Here is a 19,194-nt window from a genome sequence, read left to right on the forward strand (position 1 = left end):
TGAGGACGACATGAGCGACGACAAGAGCACCGCAGGATCCTCGGGAGAACTCCCCCTCGCCGAACGCGACGCCGCGCACGTGCCGGGCCACTGGCTGCTCGCACGTCTGGGCAAGCGCGTTCTGCGCCCGGGCGGCAAGGAGCTGACCGAGCGGATGCTCGCCGACGCGAAACTCGCCCGCGCCGACGTCGTCGAGCTCGCTCCCGGTCTCGGCCGCACCGCTCAGGACATCGTCGCCGCCGGACCGAAGAGCTACGTCGGCATCGAATCCGACCCGAAGGCAGCCGATCTCACGCGCCGCGCGATCGCCGGCAACGGCACGGTCGTGTCCGGTGACGCCGCAGAAACCGGCCTCGACGATGCCTCGGCCGACGTCGTCGTCGGCGAGGCCATGCTGACCATGCAGACCGACAAGCACAAGGCGGAGATCGCCGCCGAGGCGCATCGCGTGCTGCGCGACGGCGGCCGCTACGTCATCCACGAACTCGCGATCGAACCGGACAACGTCGACGACGAGGTCAAGACCGAGATCCGCAGGGCGCTGGCCCGTTCCATCAAGGTCAACGCCCGCCCGCTGACCGCGCAGGAGTGGAAGGACTTGCTCGTCGAGGCGGGCTTCGAGGTCGACGTCGTCGGCTTCGCCCCCATGAAGCTGCTGGACCCGTCCCGGATCGTCGCCGACGAGGGCCTGCTCGGCACGCTGAAGTTCGTTTCGAATGTGCTGCGCGACTCGGACGCTCGCGCCCGGGTACTGCAGATGCGGTCCACGTTCACCAAGTACCGCAACCATCTCGTCGCGATCGAGGTCGTCGCCCGCAAGAAGGCCGCCTGACGCTCTCTCTAGCAGATCGTTAACTCCAGCGCACCTGCCCGGTGACCGGCGCCGGTGAACCGAGCGGGAGGTTGTGCGCGAAATCCTCGGGAATATCGCACACAACCTCCCTCTCGGTGGACTCTCATGTCACCGGAGACGAACCTTCCCTACACGACACAGCCCCGGCGCCATCCGCGTGAGCGGACAGCGCCGGGGCTGTGTGTTGTTCTGTTACAGCAGAATTCAGCCTCGCTGGGCCTGCTTGACGAGCCCGCCGCCGATGATCAGGCGCTGGATCTCGCTGGTGCCCTCGTACAGGCGCAGCAGACGCACGTCGCGGTAGATGCGCTCGACCGGAACCTCGCGCATGTAGCCGGTGCCGCCGTGGATCTGCACCGCGAGATCGGCGACCTTGCCGACCATTTCGGTGCAGAACAGCTTCGCCACCGACGGAGCGATGCGGCGGTCGGTCTCCTCGACCCACGCCTTCGCGGCGTCGCGGACGAGCGCGCGACCGGCCATCACTCCGGTCTGCTGATCGGCGATCATCGCCTGCACCAGCTGGAAGTTGCCGATCGGGGTGCCGCCCTGGGTTGCGGTGGCCGCGTAGGCAACCGACTCGTCGAGCGCGCGCTGCGCCTGACCGACGGAGAGCGCGGCGATGTGCACGCGACCGCGGGCGAGCGAGACCATCGCGGCCTTGTAGCCGACGTCCTCGCTGCCGCCGACGAGCGCGGAGTTCGGCACGCGCACATCGGTGAACGCGACGTCCGCGGTCCAGGCGCCTTCCTGGCCCATCTTGGCGTCCTTGTTGCCGACCTGCACACCCGGAGTGTCCGCGGGCACGAGGAACACCGCGATGCCGGTGCCGTTCTCGTCGGCCGGACGGGTGCGGGCGAACACGACGAACAGGTTCGCCAGCGGCGCGTTGGTGATGAAACGCTTCTCGCCGTTGATCACCCAGTCGTCACCGTCGCGCACGGCCTTGGTGCGCAGGCCCGACGGGTTGGACCCGGCGCCGGGCTCGGTGAGCGCGAACGACGCGACGACCTCGCCGGAGGCGATGCCCTCGAGCCACTGTGCCTTCTGCTCGTCGGTACCGAAGTTGACGAGGACCTGCCCGGCGATGCCGTTGTTGGTGCCGAACATCGAGCGCAGCGACAGAGTGGTGTAGCCGAGTTCCATGGCCAGTTCCGCGTCCTGCTGCAGGTTCAGGCCGAGGCCGCCCCACGCCTGGGGGATCGCGTATCCGAACAGGCCCATGTCCTTGGCCGCCTGGCGGATGTCGTCCGGGATCGCGTTGGTGTCGGCGATCTCCTGTTCACGGGGCACCACCACATTGCGCACGAAGGCACGCGTCTGCGCGAGGATCTCCTGGAAGTCGTCGTCGTCGACCTCGGGGGCCGGAACGGACTTGGTGGCTGTCGACGAAGTGGTCATGGCAACAACCATCGATCGTTCCGGGCGGCCTGTCCAATACGAATGGGGTATCTCCACATAGGCACTGTCGATGGTTCCGACGGGGTCGACGGCACGGTTCCGCCGTTATATTCGGATCATCAACTCGTGCGGACTGTCCGCACCTGCCGCTCGTGTGCCTTCCACCGATCCTCTCGGAAGGTCGCATGCCGAAAGGATTCGCATGTCTTTGCTGGAGAACCGTACTGCCGTCATCACCGGTGGGGCCCAGGGCATCGGTTTCGCGATCGCCCAGTCCTTCGTCGAGCAGGGAGCCAAGGTCGTCATCGGCGACCTCGACCTCGATGCCGCGACCGCCGCGGCCGAGAAGCTCGGTGGCCGTGACGTCGCGCGTGCCGTGAAGGCGAACGTCGTCGAGTCCTCCGACTGGGACACGCTCCTCGCCGAGGCCGTCGACGGATTCGGTTCGCTCGACGTCGTCGTCAACAACGCCGGCATCACCCGCGACGCGACGATGCGGACGATGACCGAAGAGGACTTCGACCTGGTGATCGCGGTGCACCTGAAGGGCACCTGGCACGGCACCCGCAAGGCGTCGGCGATCATGCGTGAAGCCAAGCGCGGTGCGATCGTGAACATCTCGTCGCTGTCCGGCAAGGTCGGCATGGTCGGCCAGACCAACTACTCGGCCGCGAAGGCCGGCATCGTCGGCCTGACCAAGGCCGCCGCCAAGGAGATGGCGCACCACGGCGTGCGTGTCAACGCGATCCAGCCCGGCCTGATCCGGTCCGCGATGACCGAGGCCATGCCGCAGAAGGCATGGGACCAGAAGATGAGCGAGATCCCGATGGGCCGCCCGGGTGAGGTCGACGAAATCGCTTCCGTCGCACTGTTCCTCGCGTCCGACATGTCCTCCTACATGACCGGCACGGTCCTCGAGGTCACCGGCGGCCGCTTCATGTGATCGCGTCCCGCGACGCCATCCATCTCCCTCTCGAAAGGTCATCATGCGCGACGTAGTCATCTGCGAACCGGTTCGTACCCCGATCGGCCGCTACGGCGGAATGTTCAAGTCCCTCACCGCAGTCGACCTCGGCGTTGCGGCGCTGAAGGGTCTGCTCGACCGGACCGGGATCGCACCGGACGCGATCGAGGACGTCATCCTCGGCCACTGCAACGGCAACAGCGAGGCCCCCGCGATCGGTCGCGTCGTCGCGCTCGACGCCGGACTGCCGATCACCGTGCCGGGCATGCACATCGACCGCCGCTGCGGGTCGGGTCTGCAGGCCGTGATCCAGGCCGCGCTCCAGGTGGGCAACGGCGACAACGACGTCGTGGTCGCCGGTGGCGCCGAGTCGATGTCCAACGCCGCGTTCTACTCCGTCGACATGCGCTGGGGCGGCGCCCGCACCGGTGTGCGGATGCACGACGGTCTGGTCCGTGCTCGCGAGACGGCCGGCGGCAAGTTCTACCCGGTGCCCGGCGGCATGATCGAGACCGCGGAGAACCTGCGCCGCGAGTACTCGATCTCCCGCGCCGAGCAGGACGAGCTCGCCCTGAACTCGCACCTGCGGGCCGTCGCCGCCCAGAAGAACGGGATCCTCGCCGAGGAGATCGTCCCGGTGACCGTGACCAGCCGCAAGGGCGACCAGGTCATCGACACCGACGAGCACCCGCGCGCCGACATCAGCCTCGAGTCGCTCGCCGCGCTCAAGCCGATCATGGGCAAGCAGGACCCCGAGGCGACCGTCACCGCCGGCAACGCCAGCGGCCAGAACGACGCCGCGTCGATGGCGATCGTCACCACCCCGGAGAAGGCCGCCGAGCTGGGGCTGACCCCGCTGGTGCGGATCGTCTCGTGGGGTCTGGCCGGCGTCGCACCGAAGATCATGGGCATCGGCCCGGTCCCGGCGACCGAGAAGGCGCTCGCGAAGGCGGGCATCACCCTCGCCGACGTCGACGTGATCGAGCTGAACGAGGCCTTCGCGGCCCAGGCGCTCGCCTGCACCCGCGAGTGGAAGTTCACCGAGTCGGACTTCGAGCGCACCAACATCCACGGTTCCGGCATCTCGCTGGGCCACCCGGTCGGCGCGACCGGTGGGCGCATGCTCGCGACCCTCGCGCGTGAGCTGCACCGCCGCGACGGCCGCTACGCGCTCGAGACCATGTGCATCGGCGGCGGGCAGGGCCTGGCCGCGATCTTCGAGCGCGTGGCCTGATCCGACGCAGGCAGCCGGGTCAGGCGTTCGCCGACCGCACCAGGTCGACGAACGCCTGACCCACCGCCGACAACGAATCGGGATCGAACACGAGCCCGAACGCGCGGGTGAACGTGGGGTCGCAGGGCCGCACCACCGCGTGGTCCTGCGCGGATTCCGCGAGTTGCCGTTCGACGAGCGAACCACCGAGACCGGCCAGCACCATCGGCAGCCGGGCCTCGCGATGATCGGTCACCACGCCGACGTCGAGACGCACACCGGCCCGCCGCATCGCGGAGTCGATGCTGTCACCCATCGCGCCGCCGCCGCGGGGAACCAGCACCATCGGAATGTCCGGCATGGCGGCGAGCGGCACGGGGCCTTCCGGAAGGTCGGTGCCCGGGGGATACGCGAGCCAGTACTCCTGCTCGCCGAGCTCGATCACCTCGAGTCCGTAGCCCCCTTCGATCGGGAGGTGGGACACCACGAACTCGCAGTGACCGTCCCGGATGAGCGAGGCGGCGGTCTCCTCGGCGCGGAACTCCCCGAACCGGACCGCCACCTTCGGGTGGGCCTTGCGGAACTGGGCGACGAGATCGACGAGCGGGTCGATCGCCAGCGCCGGGAACACCGCCATGTCGAGACGGCCGGTGATCTCCCCTTCCAGCGACGTGAACAGGTCTTCCACGCCTCCCACATCGCGCAGGATCTGGCGGCTCGGGCCGATGAGGCTGTGCCCGGCCGCGGTGAGCACCATCCCGCGTCCGATCCGGTGGAACAACTGCACGCCGAGTTCGCGTTCGAGGCTGCGCAGCGCCTGCGAGACCGTCGGCTGTGCGACGCCGAGCGCGGCCGCAGCACCGTTGATGCCGTCGTTCTCCACCACGGCGAGGAAGTATTCGACCTGTCGGAATTCCATGTGCGACTACGCTCCCGTCGTCCCGTTGGTGGCGATCGCGACGAACGCGGCGGCCGCCGGTGACGGTTCCCCGGCGCGCAGCACGAGGCCCACCGGCCGCGACATCGGCGGATCGAGCGACCGCACTTCGGCCGTGGGCATCTGTGCTTCGGCGACCTGCCGGGGAGCGATCGTCGCGCCGGTTCCCCGCATCACCAGTTCCCAGGTGGCCGAGGGATGCGCACAGTCGACCGCGATGTCGAGGTCCTTGCCGTCGGTGAGTTCCCCCGACTGCATCGCGTCGGTCCGGTTCGTGAGGTCGACGACCAGGGGGATCGAGGGGAGCAGCGAACGAGGCACCGGATTCGGGAGGCCGTCGGCGAGGTTCGGCGGTACCGCGAGCACCAGTTCCTGCTCGACCACCGGCACGGTGATCATGCCCGCGTGTTCGACGGACAGGTCGGTCACACCGATCTCCGCCTCCCCGCGCCGCAGCGCGGTGTGCACGCCGGCCGGGCCGTCGGTGGCGACGACCCGCACGAGGATGCCGGGATAGCGGCTGCGGAAGCGACGCACCAGCTCGATGACGGGGTGGATGGAGAACGCCGAATAGGTGACGATCTCGATGCGGCCGGCGGCGAGTTCGCGGACCGCGGCGACCTTGCTCTTCGCGCGGTCCACGTCGGCGAGGATGCGGCGTGCGGCGACCTCGAAGGATCTACCCTCGTCGGTCAGTGTCAGGCGGCGACCGGTGCGGTCGAACAGCGTCGTGCCCAGGCGGCGCTCGAGCGTGCGGATCGCCTGGGACAGCGACGGTTGCGAGATGTAGAGGGACTGCGCGGCTTTCGTGATCCCACCGTGGTCGACGACAGCGACGAAGTAGGTCACGAGATGCAGGTCCACGCGGCTATCCTATGCGATCACGTAACCTGCCAGTTACCGGTGAACGCCGGAGGACGCTTCTCGACGAACGCGCGGATCGCGCCGGGCGCGTCGGTCGCGAGGTTTACGGCCTGGGATCGGGCCTCGTTGTCGAGGGCTTCGCGGAGCGTCGACGTCGAGCCTTCCTCCAGCAGACGTGCCGACAGACTCACCGCGACGGGCGGCGCCTCGGCCAGCCGGACGGCCAGCTCGATCGTTCGGGTACCGAGGTCGGCGGGTTCGACCAGCTCTGTCACCAGCCCGAGCGCGAACGCCTCCTCGGCGTCCACGATGTCGGCGAGCATGACCAGCCGCTTCGCCTGGTGCAGGCCGACGAGGCGCGGCAGGATCCAGGAGCCGCCGAAGTCCACGGACATGCCGCGCCGAGCGAAGATCTGGCTGAACTTCGCGGTACGGGACGCCACGACGACATCGCACAGCAACGCCAGGTTCCAGCCGGCGCCGACCGCATAGCCCTCGACCGACGCGATCACCGGTTTCGAGAACTCCGCGACCGCCAGTGCCGCCGAATTGACCTCCCGCATGCGCTCGAGGGGATGCATGCTGTCGCGCCGGTCCATGTCGGCGCCGCTGCAGAAGTTGCCGCCCGCGCCGGTGAGGACGACCGCCCTCACCGAGTCGTCGCGCTGAAGCTCGTGGAAGGCATCCCGCAGCGCGGTCCACGAGTCGAGCGTCATCGCGTTCTTGCGATCGGGACGGTGGAGCGCGACGGTCGCGACCGCGCCGTCCCGCTCCACCGCGATGCCGGGCAAACTCACTCGCCCTTCCAGACGGGTGCACGCTTCTCGGCGAACGCGCGGGCACCTTCCTGGGCGTCGGCGGAGGCGAAGACCGGCTCGATGAACTTGCGCTGCGCGACGAACGCGTCGGGGTCGGTGTAATTGGCGGACATCGCCACGACCTGCTTGGTGGCGCGCACGGCGAGCGGTCCGTTCGCGGCGACGCGCGCGGCGAGTTCCTTCGCCACGGCCAGGGCCTCGCCCGGTTCGGTGAGTCGGTTGACGAGGCCGTGCTGGTGGGCGACCTCTGCCGTGAGCGGATCGCCGGTGATCGCCATCTCCATGGCCAGCGGGTAGGGGAGGATCTTCGGCAGGCGCAGCAGGCCACCCGCGGCGGCCGCCAGACCGCGCTTGACCTCGGGGATTCCGAACTTCGCCTCACGGGAGGCGACGATCAGGTCGGCGGACAGGGCGAGCTCGCAGCCACCGGCCAGCGCCCACCCCTCGACGGCAGCGATCAGCGGCTTGGTCGGGGGTGCCTCGGTGAGACCACCGAAACCGCGACCCGGGATCGACGGACGCTCACCGCGAGCGAACGCCTTCAGATCCATTCCGGCGCAGAATGTTCCGCCGGCACCGGTGAGGATGCCGATGGTCAGGTCCGGGCGAGCTTCGAACTCGTCGATCGCGGCGGCGAGCGCCTTCGAGACCTCCAGGTCGACGGCGTTCTTCGCTTCGGGCCGGTTCAGCGTGAAAACGGCTACACCGTCGGAGAATTCGGTCAGGACAACGCTCATGTCAGATTTCCTTCGTGTCTGTGCGGACGAGTGACCATCGTGCGGGAACACCGCCGTCGGAACGGATCTCACCGCGGTCGGCGAGAACGATGAGGTGCGCCTGCGTTTCCCGGACGGCGAGACGCCGCAGGCGGGGGGACATCACGTCGACCGGTCGCGACCACGTGATGCGCGTGGTGACCTCCCACGCGGTGGATTCCGGGTGCGCGTCGACGGCCGAACGGATCTCGTCGAGCCGCTCGTCGTGGTGTGCCATCAGCCGGCGCGCGCGGTCGGCGACACCGCGGAACCGGTACTCGTGGGCGGGCAGCACCTCGCATTCCGGCAGCGCGGTGGTCGCGTGCAGCGACAGCAGGTAGCGGTGGAGCGGATTCTCCAGCTCGCCGGGACCGGACGAGATGTTCGGGCTGATCCGCGGCAGCATGTGGTCGCCGCTGAACAGCAGATCGTGGTCGCGGTCCAGGAACGCCAGGTGACCTGGGGTGTGGCCCGGCGTCCAGACCGCTTCGATGTTCCATCCGGGCAGGTCGAGCCGGTCCCCGCCGGACAGCACGACGTCGGCGGACTCACCGGCCGGGAACCGGACGATCTCGAAGCGCGGTGCTTCGGCGACCTCGTCAGGTGCGCCGAGTTCGGTCATGTCCACCCGCCACGCTTCGACTTCCGCAGCGACATCGTGCGGGGTGAAGTGCCCGAGTGCCGTGGCCTCGGCGGCGTGCATCGCGAGGGCGGCGCCGGTCGTCTCGCGCAGGCGCGGAGCCAGACCGAAATGATCCGGATGCAGATGGGTGATCGCGGCATAGCGGACGTCGGAGATGTGGTGACCGGTTTCGGCGATGCCGTCGACCAGGGCGTTCCACGATTCCTCGGTGTCCATGCCGACATCGACGAGGGCGAGACCGTCGTCGATCGCGAAGGCGTAGACGAGGACGTACCGCAGCGGATTGCGGGGCATGGGAACGGGAATCGACCACAGGCCGTCCCGGACCTGCTCGACGGGCGGGAGGATTCCGGCGGCCCACGCCTCGCGCTGCAGCACGCCGATGTCGTCGGTGACGCTCATGGTTGCGCTCCGGGGACGCGCGTACCCAAGGTGCTGCGCAGGGTGCGCTTGAGGATCTTGCCGCTCGCGTTCCGCGGCAGTTCCGGCACGAAATGGATGTGCTGCGGCTTCTTGTAGGAGGCGAGGCGTTCGACGGTGAACTGCAGCAGTTCCGCCTCGGTGGGGACGGGGGCGCCCTCGACGAGGCGGACGACCGCGGTGACGGCCTCGCCCCACTTGTCGTCGGGCAGGCCGACGACGGCGACCTCCGCAACCGAAGGATGTTCGGCCAGAACGGATTCGACCTCGATCGGGTACACGTTCTCCCCGCCGGTGATGATCATGTCCTTCACGCGGTCGGTGACGAACAGATAGCCGTGCTCGTCGAGGTGGCCGGCGTCCCCGGTACGCAGAAAGCCGTCCTCGGTGAACAGTTCGGCGTTCTCGGCGTCCCGCCGCCAGTATCCGACGGTGTTGTTGCGCGAGCGGCAGACGATCTCACCGGTCGCTCCGATCGGCAGGATCTCCCCCGTCGTGATGTCCCGGATCTGCACGTCGACCCCGGGCAGCGCGGTACCGGCCGAACGCAGCAGGTAGGAGCGGGGACCGTGCGGATCGTGGTCGTCGGCGCGCAGGGCGGTGAGCGCACCGGTGGTTTCGGTCATCCCGTAGCGCTGGACGAACCGGCAACCCAGGGTGTCCATCGCGCGGGCGAGCTGTGCCGGCGTGATCGGGGATGCGCCGTACGCGACGAGGTGCAGGCTCGACAGGTCGTAGTCCGCGAGATTCGGCATCTCGAGCAACATGCCGATCGCGGACGGGACGAGGAACGCGTGGGTGACGCCGTAGTCGGAGATCGCCGCGGCGACCAGCGCCGGGCGCATCTCGCCGAGCAGTACCAGGTGCAGCCCCGCGGACAGGCTCGTGCTCATCCATCCGGCGCCCGCGATGTGGAACAGCGGCAGCGCATTCAGCGAAACCGAGTCCTCGGCGAACTCGTAGAGCTCGAAGTTCTCGGGCACGTTGTAGAGATTGCGATGCACGGACACAACGCCTTTGGGGCGACCGGTCGTGCCGGAGGTGTAGAGCTGCAGTGCTTCGCACTCCGGGTCGTCGCCGAAACCGGGGTCGATTCCGTCGCCGGATTCGACGAACTGCTCCCAGGACTGTGCGCCCGGAACGACCGAGGGGTCACCGACGACGACGATGCGCACGTCGGGCAGCACGCGCGCGACCGCTCGGGCGGCGTCGGCGAAGTCGGCGTCGACCACGAGGATGCCCAGCTGTGCGTCCTCGGCGATGGCGGCGGCCTCGTCCGGCGTCAGCCGCCAGTTCAGCGGGGTGAACACCAGGCCGGCCTTCGTGCACCCGACGAACATGGCAGCGCCGGGCAGGCTCATGCGCAGCAGCGCTCCGACGCGCCTCGACGCGGACCCGATCGCGGCGAGTGCCGAGCCGACCTTGTTCGTGTACTCGTCGAACTCGCGGTACGTCAGGGTCGTCCCGCCGGCGGTCAACGCGGGACGGTTCGGGCGCTCGGCCGCGAAGTGCCGAATGCGATTGGGAAGATGCAGCCCACTCGACAGCAGTCCACCTGACAAAGGAAGCTCCCGATCCCCGTGATTTGTCACGAACCCGGCCGGGCCCGCACAGCCCAGTCGACCATCACGGTGGCCTCGACCACAAAGACGGGGCGCCGCACGAACCGTTAGGGAAGACCTATATCTCTTGCCGGCGACATTCCAGCGACCGCACCACGGCCCGGATCCGTTCCGGATCCGACGGCCCGGTGTCGGACACGAACTGCCAGTCGGTCCGGGTCCACGGGTCGACGAATCGGCCTTCGTCCGAGGGGACGTGCTGGGCGGCCTCGGCGAGGATCCGATACGCCGGGCTGTCGACGCCCTCGTCCTCCGTGCCCGTCATGACAAGCGAAATCTGTTGTGCGGCAGCGAGTTGCGCCAGGCGGACCAGGTGCAGGAGGTCGTCGCTGCCGTATCCGTGTGGAAGACCGGAGACCACCAGCACCCGCGGTTCGGGGTGGTGCGCGTCGCCCGCGGACGCGGCCAGCGCATCCAGGTCCGCGGCGTCGGCGAGACCCTTCAGCTTCGCACGGACACCCGCGACCTCGTGGACCGGCGGACCGGCCAGGAGCGAGCCGGCGAGGTCGGTGAGCTGCCGCATCGCACCCGCCGGATCGACGACGTGGAGGAGGGAACCCGGCCGCGATGCGAGCAACCGGAGCGCGAGCGCCGACGCCACCGGGGCCGCGGCCTCGGCGTCACCGTCCACCCACAACGGCCGCCCCAGCGGCACGGGGACACAGAACGGCACCCGCAACGGTCCGCGGTCGGGTGCCGTGACCTCGCCGATCCGCACGCCGTCCGCGACCTCACCCGGCCGCCGCCACACGGGTGCATCCCACGAGGCGAGGGCCGCCGGCAGCGCCCCTTCGAGCGCAGCCAGCTCGGAGATCAGCTGCTCGGAATCGTCGGTGTAGCGGACCTCGGCCGCGGCGATCAGCTCGTCACAGCGCCGATGCGCCCGGGCCCGGGCCTGCTCGGCGGCGTCACCGGTGCGGGCCGAGGGATCGGCGACCGCGGCGGACAGTTCCTCGTCCAGCCGGTGATGCGCGTACTCGTGCGCCGAGACGTATGCCGCGGCCGACCGGGAGGCGTCCTCGAAGATCTGCCACATCCGAACGCACGTCGCCCCGGTTTCGAGGGGCGGCACTTCCTGCGGCGCGGGCGGGGTGGCCGGCTCGGGATCGTCGACCTCGACGCCGTGCGCGGTGAACAACTCGGCCAGGCCACCCGCATAGCCCTGCCCGAGCGCGCGGATCTTCCAGTCGCCGCCGCGCCGGTAGATCTCCCAGCACAGCAGCGACGTCTCTCCGGCGACCGGTTCGATGCGGAACGTCGCCAGCGGTGTGCCCGCAGTATCGGTGAGGGTGGTGTCCACCGGGGTGGCCTGCTCGGTGCCGAGGGCACACAGCACCCTGTCGGCGTCCGGCCGCAACCGCCCCGGTTCGACGACGAGTGCGTCACCGTCGAGCCGGACACCCGCGGTCTGCGGCTGGTTGTAGAACACGACGTCCTGCGACGACGCCACCTGCAGGTGGGCGTCGACGACGAGGGCACACAGATCCACCGGGACCGACGCGGTCGCCGTGAAGCGGACCGACGGCGCCGCGAGCGGGGCGTTCTGCCCCGCCCGGAACTCGACGGCCATCGGTTACGTCGCCAGGAACCGGCCGAGTTGCGGCGCGGCCTCACCCGGATGCTTGGCCTGGATGCCCTCGCCGATCGCCTGCAGCTTCCACTCCGGTCCCTGCCGGTACACCTTCGCCATCACCATGCCGGTGAACGGCATGCCGCCCTGCAGCGTGTAGCGGGCCAGCTCGGCGTTGGTGGTGCCGTCCACGAGGCGGCAGAACGCGTTCCTGACCTGCTCGAACGTGTGGCCCTTGTACGAGGTGACGATGAACATCACGGTGTTGACGTGCGGCGGGATCCGCGTCAGGTCGACGAGTACGACCTCGTCGTCACCGGCGCCCTCACCGGTGAGGTTGTCGCCCTGGTGCTGGATGGATCCGTCCTTCGACGTCAACTGTCCGTAGTACGCGACGTCGACGATGTTGTGGTCGGCGAACAGGACCGCCGAGGCGTCGAGGTCGACGTCCACCGAGCGGTTGCCGAACAGGCCGCGCTTCTCGACCGGATCCCATCCGAGGCCCATGCGCAGGAACGTCAGCGCGACGCCGCCCTCCTTGCGCAAGGTCACCTTCTGGCCCTTGACCAGGCTGACCGGGCGGTTCTTGGTGAGACTCACCTCGGCGGGCGGAGCGGCCGGCGCGGGGGCCTGCGGGGCGGGCGTGGGCTGCCCGTAGGGTTGGGGAGGTGCCGCCTGCGTGTACTGGGGCTGCGAGTACTGCGGCTGGGGCGCCGTCGGCTGGGCATAGGGCTGGGGTGCTGCGGGCTGGGGTGCTGCGGGCTGAGATGCTGCGGGCTGCGGTGCCGGCTGGGCGGGCTGCGGTGCCGGGGCCGGGGCGGCGGGTGCATCGTCGACCGACACCCCGTGGTCGGTGACCAGCGCGGCGAAACCACCGGCGTAGCCCTGCCCCACGGCCCGGACCTTCCACGCACCCTGGCGGCGGTACAGCTCGAGAGCGATGACGATCGATTCGCTGCTCAGGCCCTCGATCCGGTACTCGTACAGCACCGCGCCGGTGGCGTCGGAGACCCGCGCGGTGGGCGGCGCGAACTGCCCGAAGGTGCTCGACGCGTCGTCGAGGGTGATCACGGCACGGACCTGTTCGATGTCGGCGGGGACCGCACCGAGCGACACCGCCAGGGACGCCGCCTGCCCCGGAGCACCGGGAACCAGACGCACGCCCGGACCGGAGGGCTGGTTGAAGAACACGAAGTCGGCGTCCGACCGGACCTTGCCGTCGGCCTTCACCAGCAGAGCAGACAGGTCGGCCGGAGTGGTCAGCTCGAGCGAGACGACCACGTCGGAGGCGGTGATCGAGCCGTTCTGGCCCTTGGCGAGCGAAGTGGTCACGTCAATCGTCCTCACTGGATAGGCGTGCCGAAGGCGGCACTCGGTTGGGATCGGTCGAGTTCGGTCCCACTCTACGAACCGGACGGGATCCGGGTGGAACCGGCAAACCAGGCGAGGATCTCCTCGCCCGCGGAGACACCCGACTCCTCGGTGACGGCGACGGTCGGATGCTGCCAGTTCAGCGCCTCGAGTTCCCCGTGACACGGACGGATCGCGGCGTCGGCCGCCTCGAGCATCGGGGCGTCGAGTGCGCCGTCGCCCGCGGCGAACACCGGCGAGTCCTCGCTGAGCACCCCGTCGCCCACGAGCCGACGGTGCACCTCGGCGACCGCGTGGCTCTTGCACACGCTGTCGGGGACGGTGTAGATCTTCCGGCCCTGCTGGGACGCACCCCAGCCGTGCGCGCGGCACCACTCGTCCCACTCGACGAGGAAGTCTGCGGGCTGCGCGTCCACGTCGACGACGAGATAGCAGAACAGGTCGTCGGCGATCCGCAGCTTGCGCACCCAGTCCGGTGAGATACGCGCCCGCAGCGCGGTGAGCACCTCGTCGAGCCCGGCGCCGCCGGCCCGCACCGCGCGGTCGAGCCCTTCGCGCCAGGCGGGGTCCGGTTCGCCGTCGACGAGGATCGCGCCACCGTTGCTGGTGATCGCGTACCGCCACGGCCCGCCCGGCAGCGCGATGCGCCGGAACTGCGCCGGGGTGCGGGTCGTCGTCGGGACGAGTTGTGCGGTCGTGCTCAGTTCCCGCAAGCGCAGCGCGGACGTTTCCGTCAGGTACGACAGCGGGGCGCCCTTGTGGTACTCGACGCACAGCAGATCGTCGCGGTCGAACTGGGCCCGCGTCATCGCCGCCCGCGAATAGATCAGGGTGCGGTCGAGGTCCGAGGCGATCAGCGCGGTGGTCACGGCAGGTCCTTGATCAGGCCCATGCAGGAATAGGCGAGGTCGGGGACCTCCACGACCGGGACACCGCGCGCTGCGGCGAGCATCCGGATGTGCGCGTGCTCGGGGGCGTCGGCCTCGCGCACGAGAACCTTCCACGGCACACGCCGCAGCAGCACCCGCGTCGTCTCTCCCACACCGGGTTTGACGAAGTTCACGGTGGAGATCCCGTACCGGGCCCGGATCAGTTCCACCGACGCCCAGCCCGCCCACGTCGGGGTGCGGTCGGAGTTCATGACCAATCGGGCGTCGGCGACCGCGCTCTCGCGATCGCCGAACTCCGCGCACACCGCGTCGATCAGCGTCGTCGACACGTCCTCGCCGGCGAGTTCGGCGTAGAACTTCGCGCCGTGGAACTCACCCGGCCCGATCAGGGTGTCGTTGAGGACTGTGCGTGAGATCAGCCCGGACACAGTGGAATTCAGGCACGCGGAGGCGATGAGGAAATCGTCGCGGGTGCCGTAGGTGCGCACGCACTGCCCAGGATCGGCCAGAACCGCGAGATCGTCGGACAGCGCCGGGCCACCGGCCGCCGCGTACTCGGCCAGCGCCGCGGACAACTCGCGGGCGATCGCACCCTTGCCGGTCCACCCGTCGACGAAGACCACCGACGCCGGATCGTGCCGCGCGGTGATGTGGTCGAGCGCGGCGGCGTCGATGCCACGGCCCCGCACGATCGACACCGCGTAGTGCGGCAACGACAGTCCGTGATGGTGCTGAGCCCACCGCCGGATCAGGATGCCGACGGGCGTGCCGGCACGGGCCAACGACACGAGCGTCAGGTCCGGCCCGCGTTCTGCCAGAAGGAGTTCGGTGACGGTGCCGACCGCGCGCGCCAGCCGCCCGGAGGTCTCGGCGAGCACCTTGTCGAACAGTTCGCGGTAGGCCGCGTCGGGCCGGTACTCCACCGGCAGCGACTCGGCGTAGTGCGCAAGCCCCGCCTGGATTCGTTGCTCCCGCTCGGCGATGTCGGTTTCGAGGTCGACGTGCGAGAGGTCCTTGAGCAGCCAGGTCACGTCGTCCGGCGCATACGACCCGAATCCGGGCCCGGTCAACGGTGCCGTCACAGTGCCTCCCTGCTGATACGAAGCGCGACCGGGTCGGTCGCGGGAACCGTCGCGACGAGCACGTCCTCACCGGCGGCGGTGAGGACGTCGACGAGTCCTCCGGTCGCGCGGAGCCGGTCGGTGTCCGCGGGGCTGTCGACCACCAGCACGAGCGCGGGCCGCCGGTCGGCGTCCGGCCACTGCGCGTTGTACAGATACCGGGGTGCCTCGGTTTCGTGCGTCTCCGGCACGTGTTCCGGTGCGAGGAAGGTGAATCCGCGGCGCAGCGGATAGCCGGGGACGTCGAGGACGTAACCGGGGGAGCGGGTGGTGGTCTGGAATCGAGTGGCCGTGCCACGGGTCGCGAGGGTGTCGGCGAGCCGCAGCGGCAGGTACATCAGTTCCTCGTGCCCGACGACGACGGCCGGACGACCGGGTTCGAGCGCTGCCGCGAGGGCGTCGGCCGCCACGGCGATCGCAGCGTCGAAACCCGCGGTGTCGGTGCTCAGGAATCCGTGCCGACCCCCGTCGGGAACCGTTGCCGGCCAAGGAAGTTCGACGAACTCCGCGGTTCCGCGATGCGGCGCGCGGGGGTTCAGCACCGGATCGGTCAGTGCCGTCACACGTTCGGTGGTGCCCTCGGGAATCACGGCCCGTCCGGACGCGAGCGACACGTGCTCGATCCGTGCGCCGAGATCACCGGCGGCCTCCGCGACCGCACGCTGGTGCTCCTCGGCGCGCATGTCGACGAGGGAGGCGATCACGTACCGGCTGCGCGGGTGGTGCCGGTGCAGCGCGCGAATGGCATCGAGCGCGGTTGTCCCGGTCGAGATCTCGTCGTCGACGAGGACGAGTGGGGCAGGGTTCGCGAACAGGTCCGGGGAGGTCGGCTGGAGCAGATGGAAGGTCGCGTGGGAGTGTCCCTCCTCGAAACCGGCGAACGTGTCGGCGCCCGGAACGTCGCGGCGGGTGGAATGCAGGTAGCAGGCCGCGCCGATACGCGCGGCGACACAATGCCCCAGGCCCGTCGCGGTCTCGGCGAAGCCCAGGACGACCGCCGTCGACGCGTCCTCGCCGAGCAGCTCGGCCACCAGATCGCCGAGCCGGTCGCCGGCGGCGATCACGACCGCGGGATCGGTCGGCACGTGCTTGCCCAGCACGGTGGACACCAGCAGGTGCGCGCGGCGCGGATTGCGGCGCAGCCCGGGGTGGACCAGCTCCGGCACGCGGTACCCGGTGGCCGAATCGTGGTGGTGCAGCGTCAGGCCGAACTCCTGCGTCGCCCAGGGAATCCGAACGTCCTCGGCGACGCCGGCCGGAGCGGCGGCGCTCACCGGTCCACCAGTGCGGTCAGCAGGTCCACGAACGTGACTCCTTTGTTGGTGACACCGAACACCGACGCGCGCAGCACCGTCTGCTGCGCCCACGTGCGATGCGGGCGGCGTTCGTTCATCTTGTTGCGATATCCGGAGGCGCGGACGCCGCCGGTGTCGCCGCCGAGGATGTCGACGGCGTCGTGGTATTCCTCGTGGGTCACCGCGGACAGTGCGTGCACCGCGGCCACGTGCGACGGATGGATCACCGTCTTGCCCTGGATGCCGTTGGCCCGGTCCAGCGCGATCTCCCGGAGCAGCCCGTCGAGGTCGCGGCTCACGAGCTGCTGGCGGAACAGCACCGCATCGTGTTCCTCGAACGGGGTGGCCCGCAGCATCGGCCGGAACATGCGTTCGTGGTCGGCGAAGTACTCCCACACCGGACCGGTGATGACGAACCCGGTGCCGTCGGTGCGGCCCAGGTAGTTGACGACATCGGCGATGACGTCGACGACGACCCGCACGTCGTAGATGGTCAGGTCGCGGTCGCGTCGGATGCCGAACGTGCCGCACATGTCGGTCGCGCCGATCCGCACGGCCAGCACCCGCTGCCGGTGCTCGGCGAGCAGCGCCGACACCGCCTGCAGTTCGTCGTCGCGGGTCTGACGATGGACGAGTTCGCTGGACTCGAGCACCGGCATCGCATACAGGTGTTTGCCGAGCCGTTCCGACGCCGCGGCGACCGCGTCGAGGAATGCGCGCCCGGTGCTCGCCCCGAACTTCGGTAGCACGAAGCCGGTGAGGGCGCCGACGCCCGTGCCGAGCTCGGCGGCGATGCGGTCGACGCCGTCGGGTGTGCGCACCCGGACGAACAGCAGCATGCCCGCCGCATCCGTCCCGGCCAGCCGGTCGAGGGTGTCGACGGTGTTGCGCAGGCCTTCCTCCACCTCGTCGTCGGCGACGGCGTCCTCCAGGTCCAGAACCATCGAGGTGACCCCCTCGGCGGCGCGGCGCAGCACGGTCGCGGCCAGATCCGGACGGGTTGCCGGCACGTAGAGGGTTGCGCCGAGCGCGAGCGCCAGGCGTTCACGGTCGTCGCTGTCGTCGAACGGTTGGGGGTGGTGGAGGAACAAGGTGTCCCGTGTGGCCGGATCCAGGTGCCGGAAGTGGCATGTGCCACGCACCTGCGTGAAGGTCCCCCCGCTCATGGGCTGTCCGTCCGTCCTCTCATTCGTTGCACCACCCCGGTGATGAAGTCCGTCACCGCGTCCAGATCGCGCACGTACGCCCAGTAGTCCGGGTGGATTCCTGTCAGCGAATCGACGGCTCTGTCGATCCGGGCGAGTTGTGCGTCGAGTACCGAGCCCCATTCTGCGGTCAATCCACGCTGCACCGCGAGGTGCTGCGCGTCACGCAGTCGGAAGCGCACGGCATCGACTTTCGCTCCTGGATTCTCCCGTACGGCGCGCAGGGTTGCGAGTCGGCTGGTGACGGCGTCGACGTTGTGTTCGGCGACCGACAACTGCGAGCGTGCCGCGTTCGCGTGATCGAGGGCCTCCTCGGGCCGGCCTGCCGACAACGCGGCCCGTGCCGCGGCCAGGCTCTCCTCGGCTTTCGCGAGCATTTCGGTGGCGCGCCGGTCGTTGCCGGTCAGGTCGGCGGAACTTGCCGCGTTGAATTCGCGCAACAGCGCCGAGTACGCCGGTGCGAGACCCTCGAGCCGGGTACGGACCGCGCCGATCCGGGTGGTGACGGACGCAAGGGTGTTCCGGGCCCGCTCCGACTGCGCGGGTGCCTGGTCCAGGGCCGCTCGCAGCGCCGCCGTCGCCTGTTCGACCTGCCCGGCCTGCTTCCGGATCGCGCCTGCCCCGGCAGCGGCCCCGAGCGCGTCCAGCGCGGCGTCCAGTGCGCGCGCTGCGGCCCGCACCGACGGATAGTCGGCGAACGCGGCATTCTCCGGCGACTGCAGTGCCTGTGCGACGGCATGCGCCTCGGTGCGGGCACGGTGCGCGAGTTGCGGAGTGGCCGCAGCGACGGCCATCGCGTGTTCGAGATGCGCGCGATGGGCGCCGTAGAACTCGTCCAGAGTTCTTGTCGCGGAACCGATCCGATAGATCGCCTGCTCGTACTCGGCGGCGCTCGCCAGGGGCTGCTCCGGTTCGGTACGGGAGAGCCGCAGGTAGATCTCGGCGGCCTCGTAACACGCCTCGCGGATCGGTGTCCACATGCGGATCAGGCCCCGCTCGGGTTCCAGTTCGTGCGACGCGGTGACCGCAGCCTCGGTGACCGACTGCCGCCGGTCCATGTCGAGGAAGGCCGCCACCATCGTGTCGTGGGCGTGCCGGGCTGCTGGATCCTCGGTAGGCCCACCCCCGAAGAGTCGGCGCGTGAATCGGCTCGCCACGACCCGAATGGTACTGGTCGGTCCGACTCGGCCGCGGGTCGGCGAGGAGGGCGGGAGCGCAGCCGCGGGTATCCGTTTAGGCTGGAGAGAACACG

General features: G+C 69.7%; 17 protein-coding genes. 3 read left to right on the forward strand and 14 right to left on the reverse strand.

The window, feature by feature from the left end; all coding sequences use genetic code 11:
* Positions 1-10 precede the first annotated feature (10 nt).
* Positions 11-832, forward strand: coding sequence for a methyltransferase domain-containing protein (locus ACWDUD_RS06270; protein ID WP_450108713.1), 822 nt, complete (start codon positions 11-13; stop codon positions 830-832).
* A gap of 225 nt (positions 833-1,057) precedes the next feature.
* Here ACWDUD_RS06270 and ACWDUD_RS06275 read toward each other — a convergent pair whose 3' ends face one another.
* Complete coding sequence (locus ACWDUD_RS06275; protein WP_197251683.1) at positions 1,058-2,254, reverse strand: acyl-CoA dehydrogenase family protein; 1,197 nt, start codon at positions 2,252-2,254, stop codon at positions 1,058-1,060.
* Positions 2,255-2,456: 202 nt separating this feature from the next.
* Between ACWDUD_RS06275 and fabG the strand changes: the two genes are divergently transcribed.
* Positions 2,457-3,197 carry a 3-oxoacyl-ACP reductase FabG gene (gene fabG, locus ACWDUD_RS06280; RefSeq protein ID WP_197251682.1) on the forward strand — a complete coding sequence of 247 codons (741 nt, stop codon included), beginning with the start codon at positions 2,457-2,459 and terminating at the stop codon, positions 3,195-3,197.
* A 43-nt stretch (positions 3,198-3,240) separates the two neighbouring features.
* Complete coding sequence (locus ACWDUD_RS06285; protein WP_450108714.1) at positions 3,241-4,452, forward strand: acetyl-CoA C-acetyltransferase; 1,212 nt, start codon at positions 3,241-3,243, stop codon at positions 4,450-4,452.
* A 19-nt stretch (positions 4,453-4,471) separates the two neighbouring features.
* Here ACWDUD_RS06285 and ACWDUD_RS06290 read toward each other — a convergent pair whose 3' ends face one another.
* The 13 genes from ACWDUD_RS06290 to ACWDUD_RS06350 all read right to left on the reverse strand — a co-directional run bounded on the left by ACWDUD_RS06290 (position 4,472) and on the right by ACWDUD_RS06350 (position 19,021).
* A complete protein-coding gene (locus ACWDUD_RS06290) occupies positions 4,472-5,350 on the reverse strand; it encodes a LysR family transcriptional regulator (protein WP_197251066.1) in 879 nt (292 codons plus the stop codon).
* Positions 5,351-5,356: 6 nt separating this feature from the next.
* A complete protein-coding gene (locus ACWDUD_RS06295) occupies positions 5,357-6,232 on the reverse strand; it encodes a LysR family transcriptional regulator (protein WP_450108715.1) in 876 nt (291 codons plus the stop codon).
* A 17-nt stretch (positions 6,233-6,249) separates the two neighbouring features.
* Positions 6,250-7,029, reverse strand: a complete 780-nt coding sequence (locus ACWDUD_RS06300; protein WP_450108716.1) for an enoyl-CoA hydratase/isomerase family protein — start codon at positions 7,027-7,029, stop codon at positions 6,250-6,252.
* A complete protein-coding gene (locus tag ACWDUD_RS06305) occupies positions 7,026-7,787 on the reverse strand; it encodes a crotonase/enoyl-CoA hydratase family protein (RefSeq protein ID WP_197251068.1) in 762 nt (253 codons plus the stop codon). The genes ACWDUD_RS06300 and ACWDUD_RS06305 overlap by 4 nt, the downstream gene beginning before the upstream one ends.
* A gap of 1 nt (position 7,788) precedes the next feature.
* Complete coding sequence (locus ACWDUD_RS06310; RefSeq protein ID WP_450108717.1) at positions 7,789-8,850, reverse strand: MBL fold metallo-hydrolase; 1,062 nt, start codon at positions 8,848-8,850, stop codon at positions 7,789-7,791.
* Positions 8,847-10,460 (reverse strand): AMP-binding protein, encoded by a 1,614-nt coding sequence (locus ACWDUD_RS06315; protein WP_450108718.1) that lies wholly within the window; start codon positions 10,458-10,460, stop codon positions 8,847-8,849. The genes ACWDUD_RS06310 and ACWDUD_RS06315 overlap by 4 nt, the downstream gene beginning before the upstream one ends.
* An 88-nt stretch (positions 10,461-10,548) precedes the next feature.
* The gene (locus tag ACWDUD_RS06320) at positions 10,549-12,060 is read right to left on the reverse strand and encodes a TerD family protein (protein WP_450108719.1); all 1,512 of its coding nucleotides are present in this window, start codon (positions 12,058-12,060) and stop codon (positions 10,549-10,551) included.
* A gap of 3 nt (positions 12,061-12,063) precedes the next feature.
* Complete coding sequence (locus ACWDUD_RS06325) at positions 12,064-13,392, reverse strand: TerD family protein (RefSeq protein ID WP_450108720.1); 1,329 nt, start codon at positions 13,390-13,392, stop codon at positions 12,064-12,066.
* 71 nt (positions 13,393-13,463) lie between these two features.
* Entirely contained in the window at positions 13,464-14,240 is a 777-nt protein-coding gene (locus ACWDUD_RS06330) for an HAD family hydrolase (RefSeq protein WP_450108822.1), read from the reverse strand.
* A gap of 56 nt (positions 14,241-14,296) precedes the next feature.
* Entirely contained in the window at positions 14,297-15,403 is a 1,107-nt protein-coding gene (locus ACWDUD_RS06335) for a cysteine protease StiP family protein (protein WP_450108721.1), read from the reverse strand.
* Positions 15,400-16,716, reverse strand: coding sequence for a phosphoribosyltransferase family protein (locus ACWDUD_RS06340; RefSeq protein WP_450108722.1), 1,317 nt, complete (start codon positions 16,714-16,716; stop codon positions 15,400-15,402). Before ACWDUD_RS06340 ends, ACWDUD_RS06335 begins: the two co-directional genes overlap by 4 nt.
* Positions 16,713-17,903 (reverse strand): HpcH/HpaI aldolase/citrate lyase family protein, encoded by a 1,191-nt coding sequence (locus tag ACWDUD_RS06345; protein ID WP_450108723.1) that lies wholly within the window; start codon positions 17,901-17,903, stop codon positions 16,713-16,715. Before ACWDUD_RS06345 ends, ACWDUD_RS06340 begins: the two co-directional genes overlap by 4 nt.
* Positions 17,900-19,021: a hypothetical protein gene (locus tag ACWDUD_RS06350; protein ID WP_450108823.1), complete on the reverse strand. Its 1,122-nt coding sequence runs from the start codon at positions 19,019-19,021 to the stop codon at positions 17,900-17,902. Before ACWDUD_RS06350 ends, ACWDUD_RS06345 begins: the two co-directional genes overlap by 4 nt.
* Positions 19,022-19,194 lie beyond the last annotated feature (173 nt).

The organism is Rhodococcus sp. NPDC003382 (assembly GCF_053589135.1).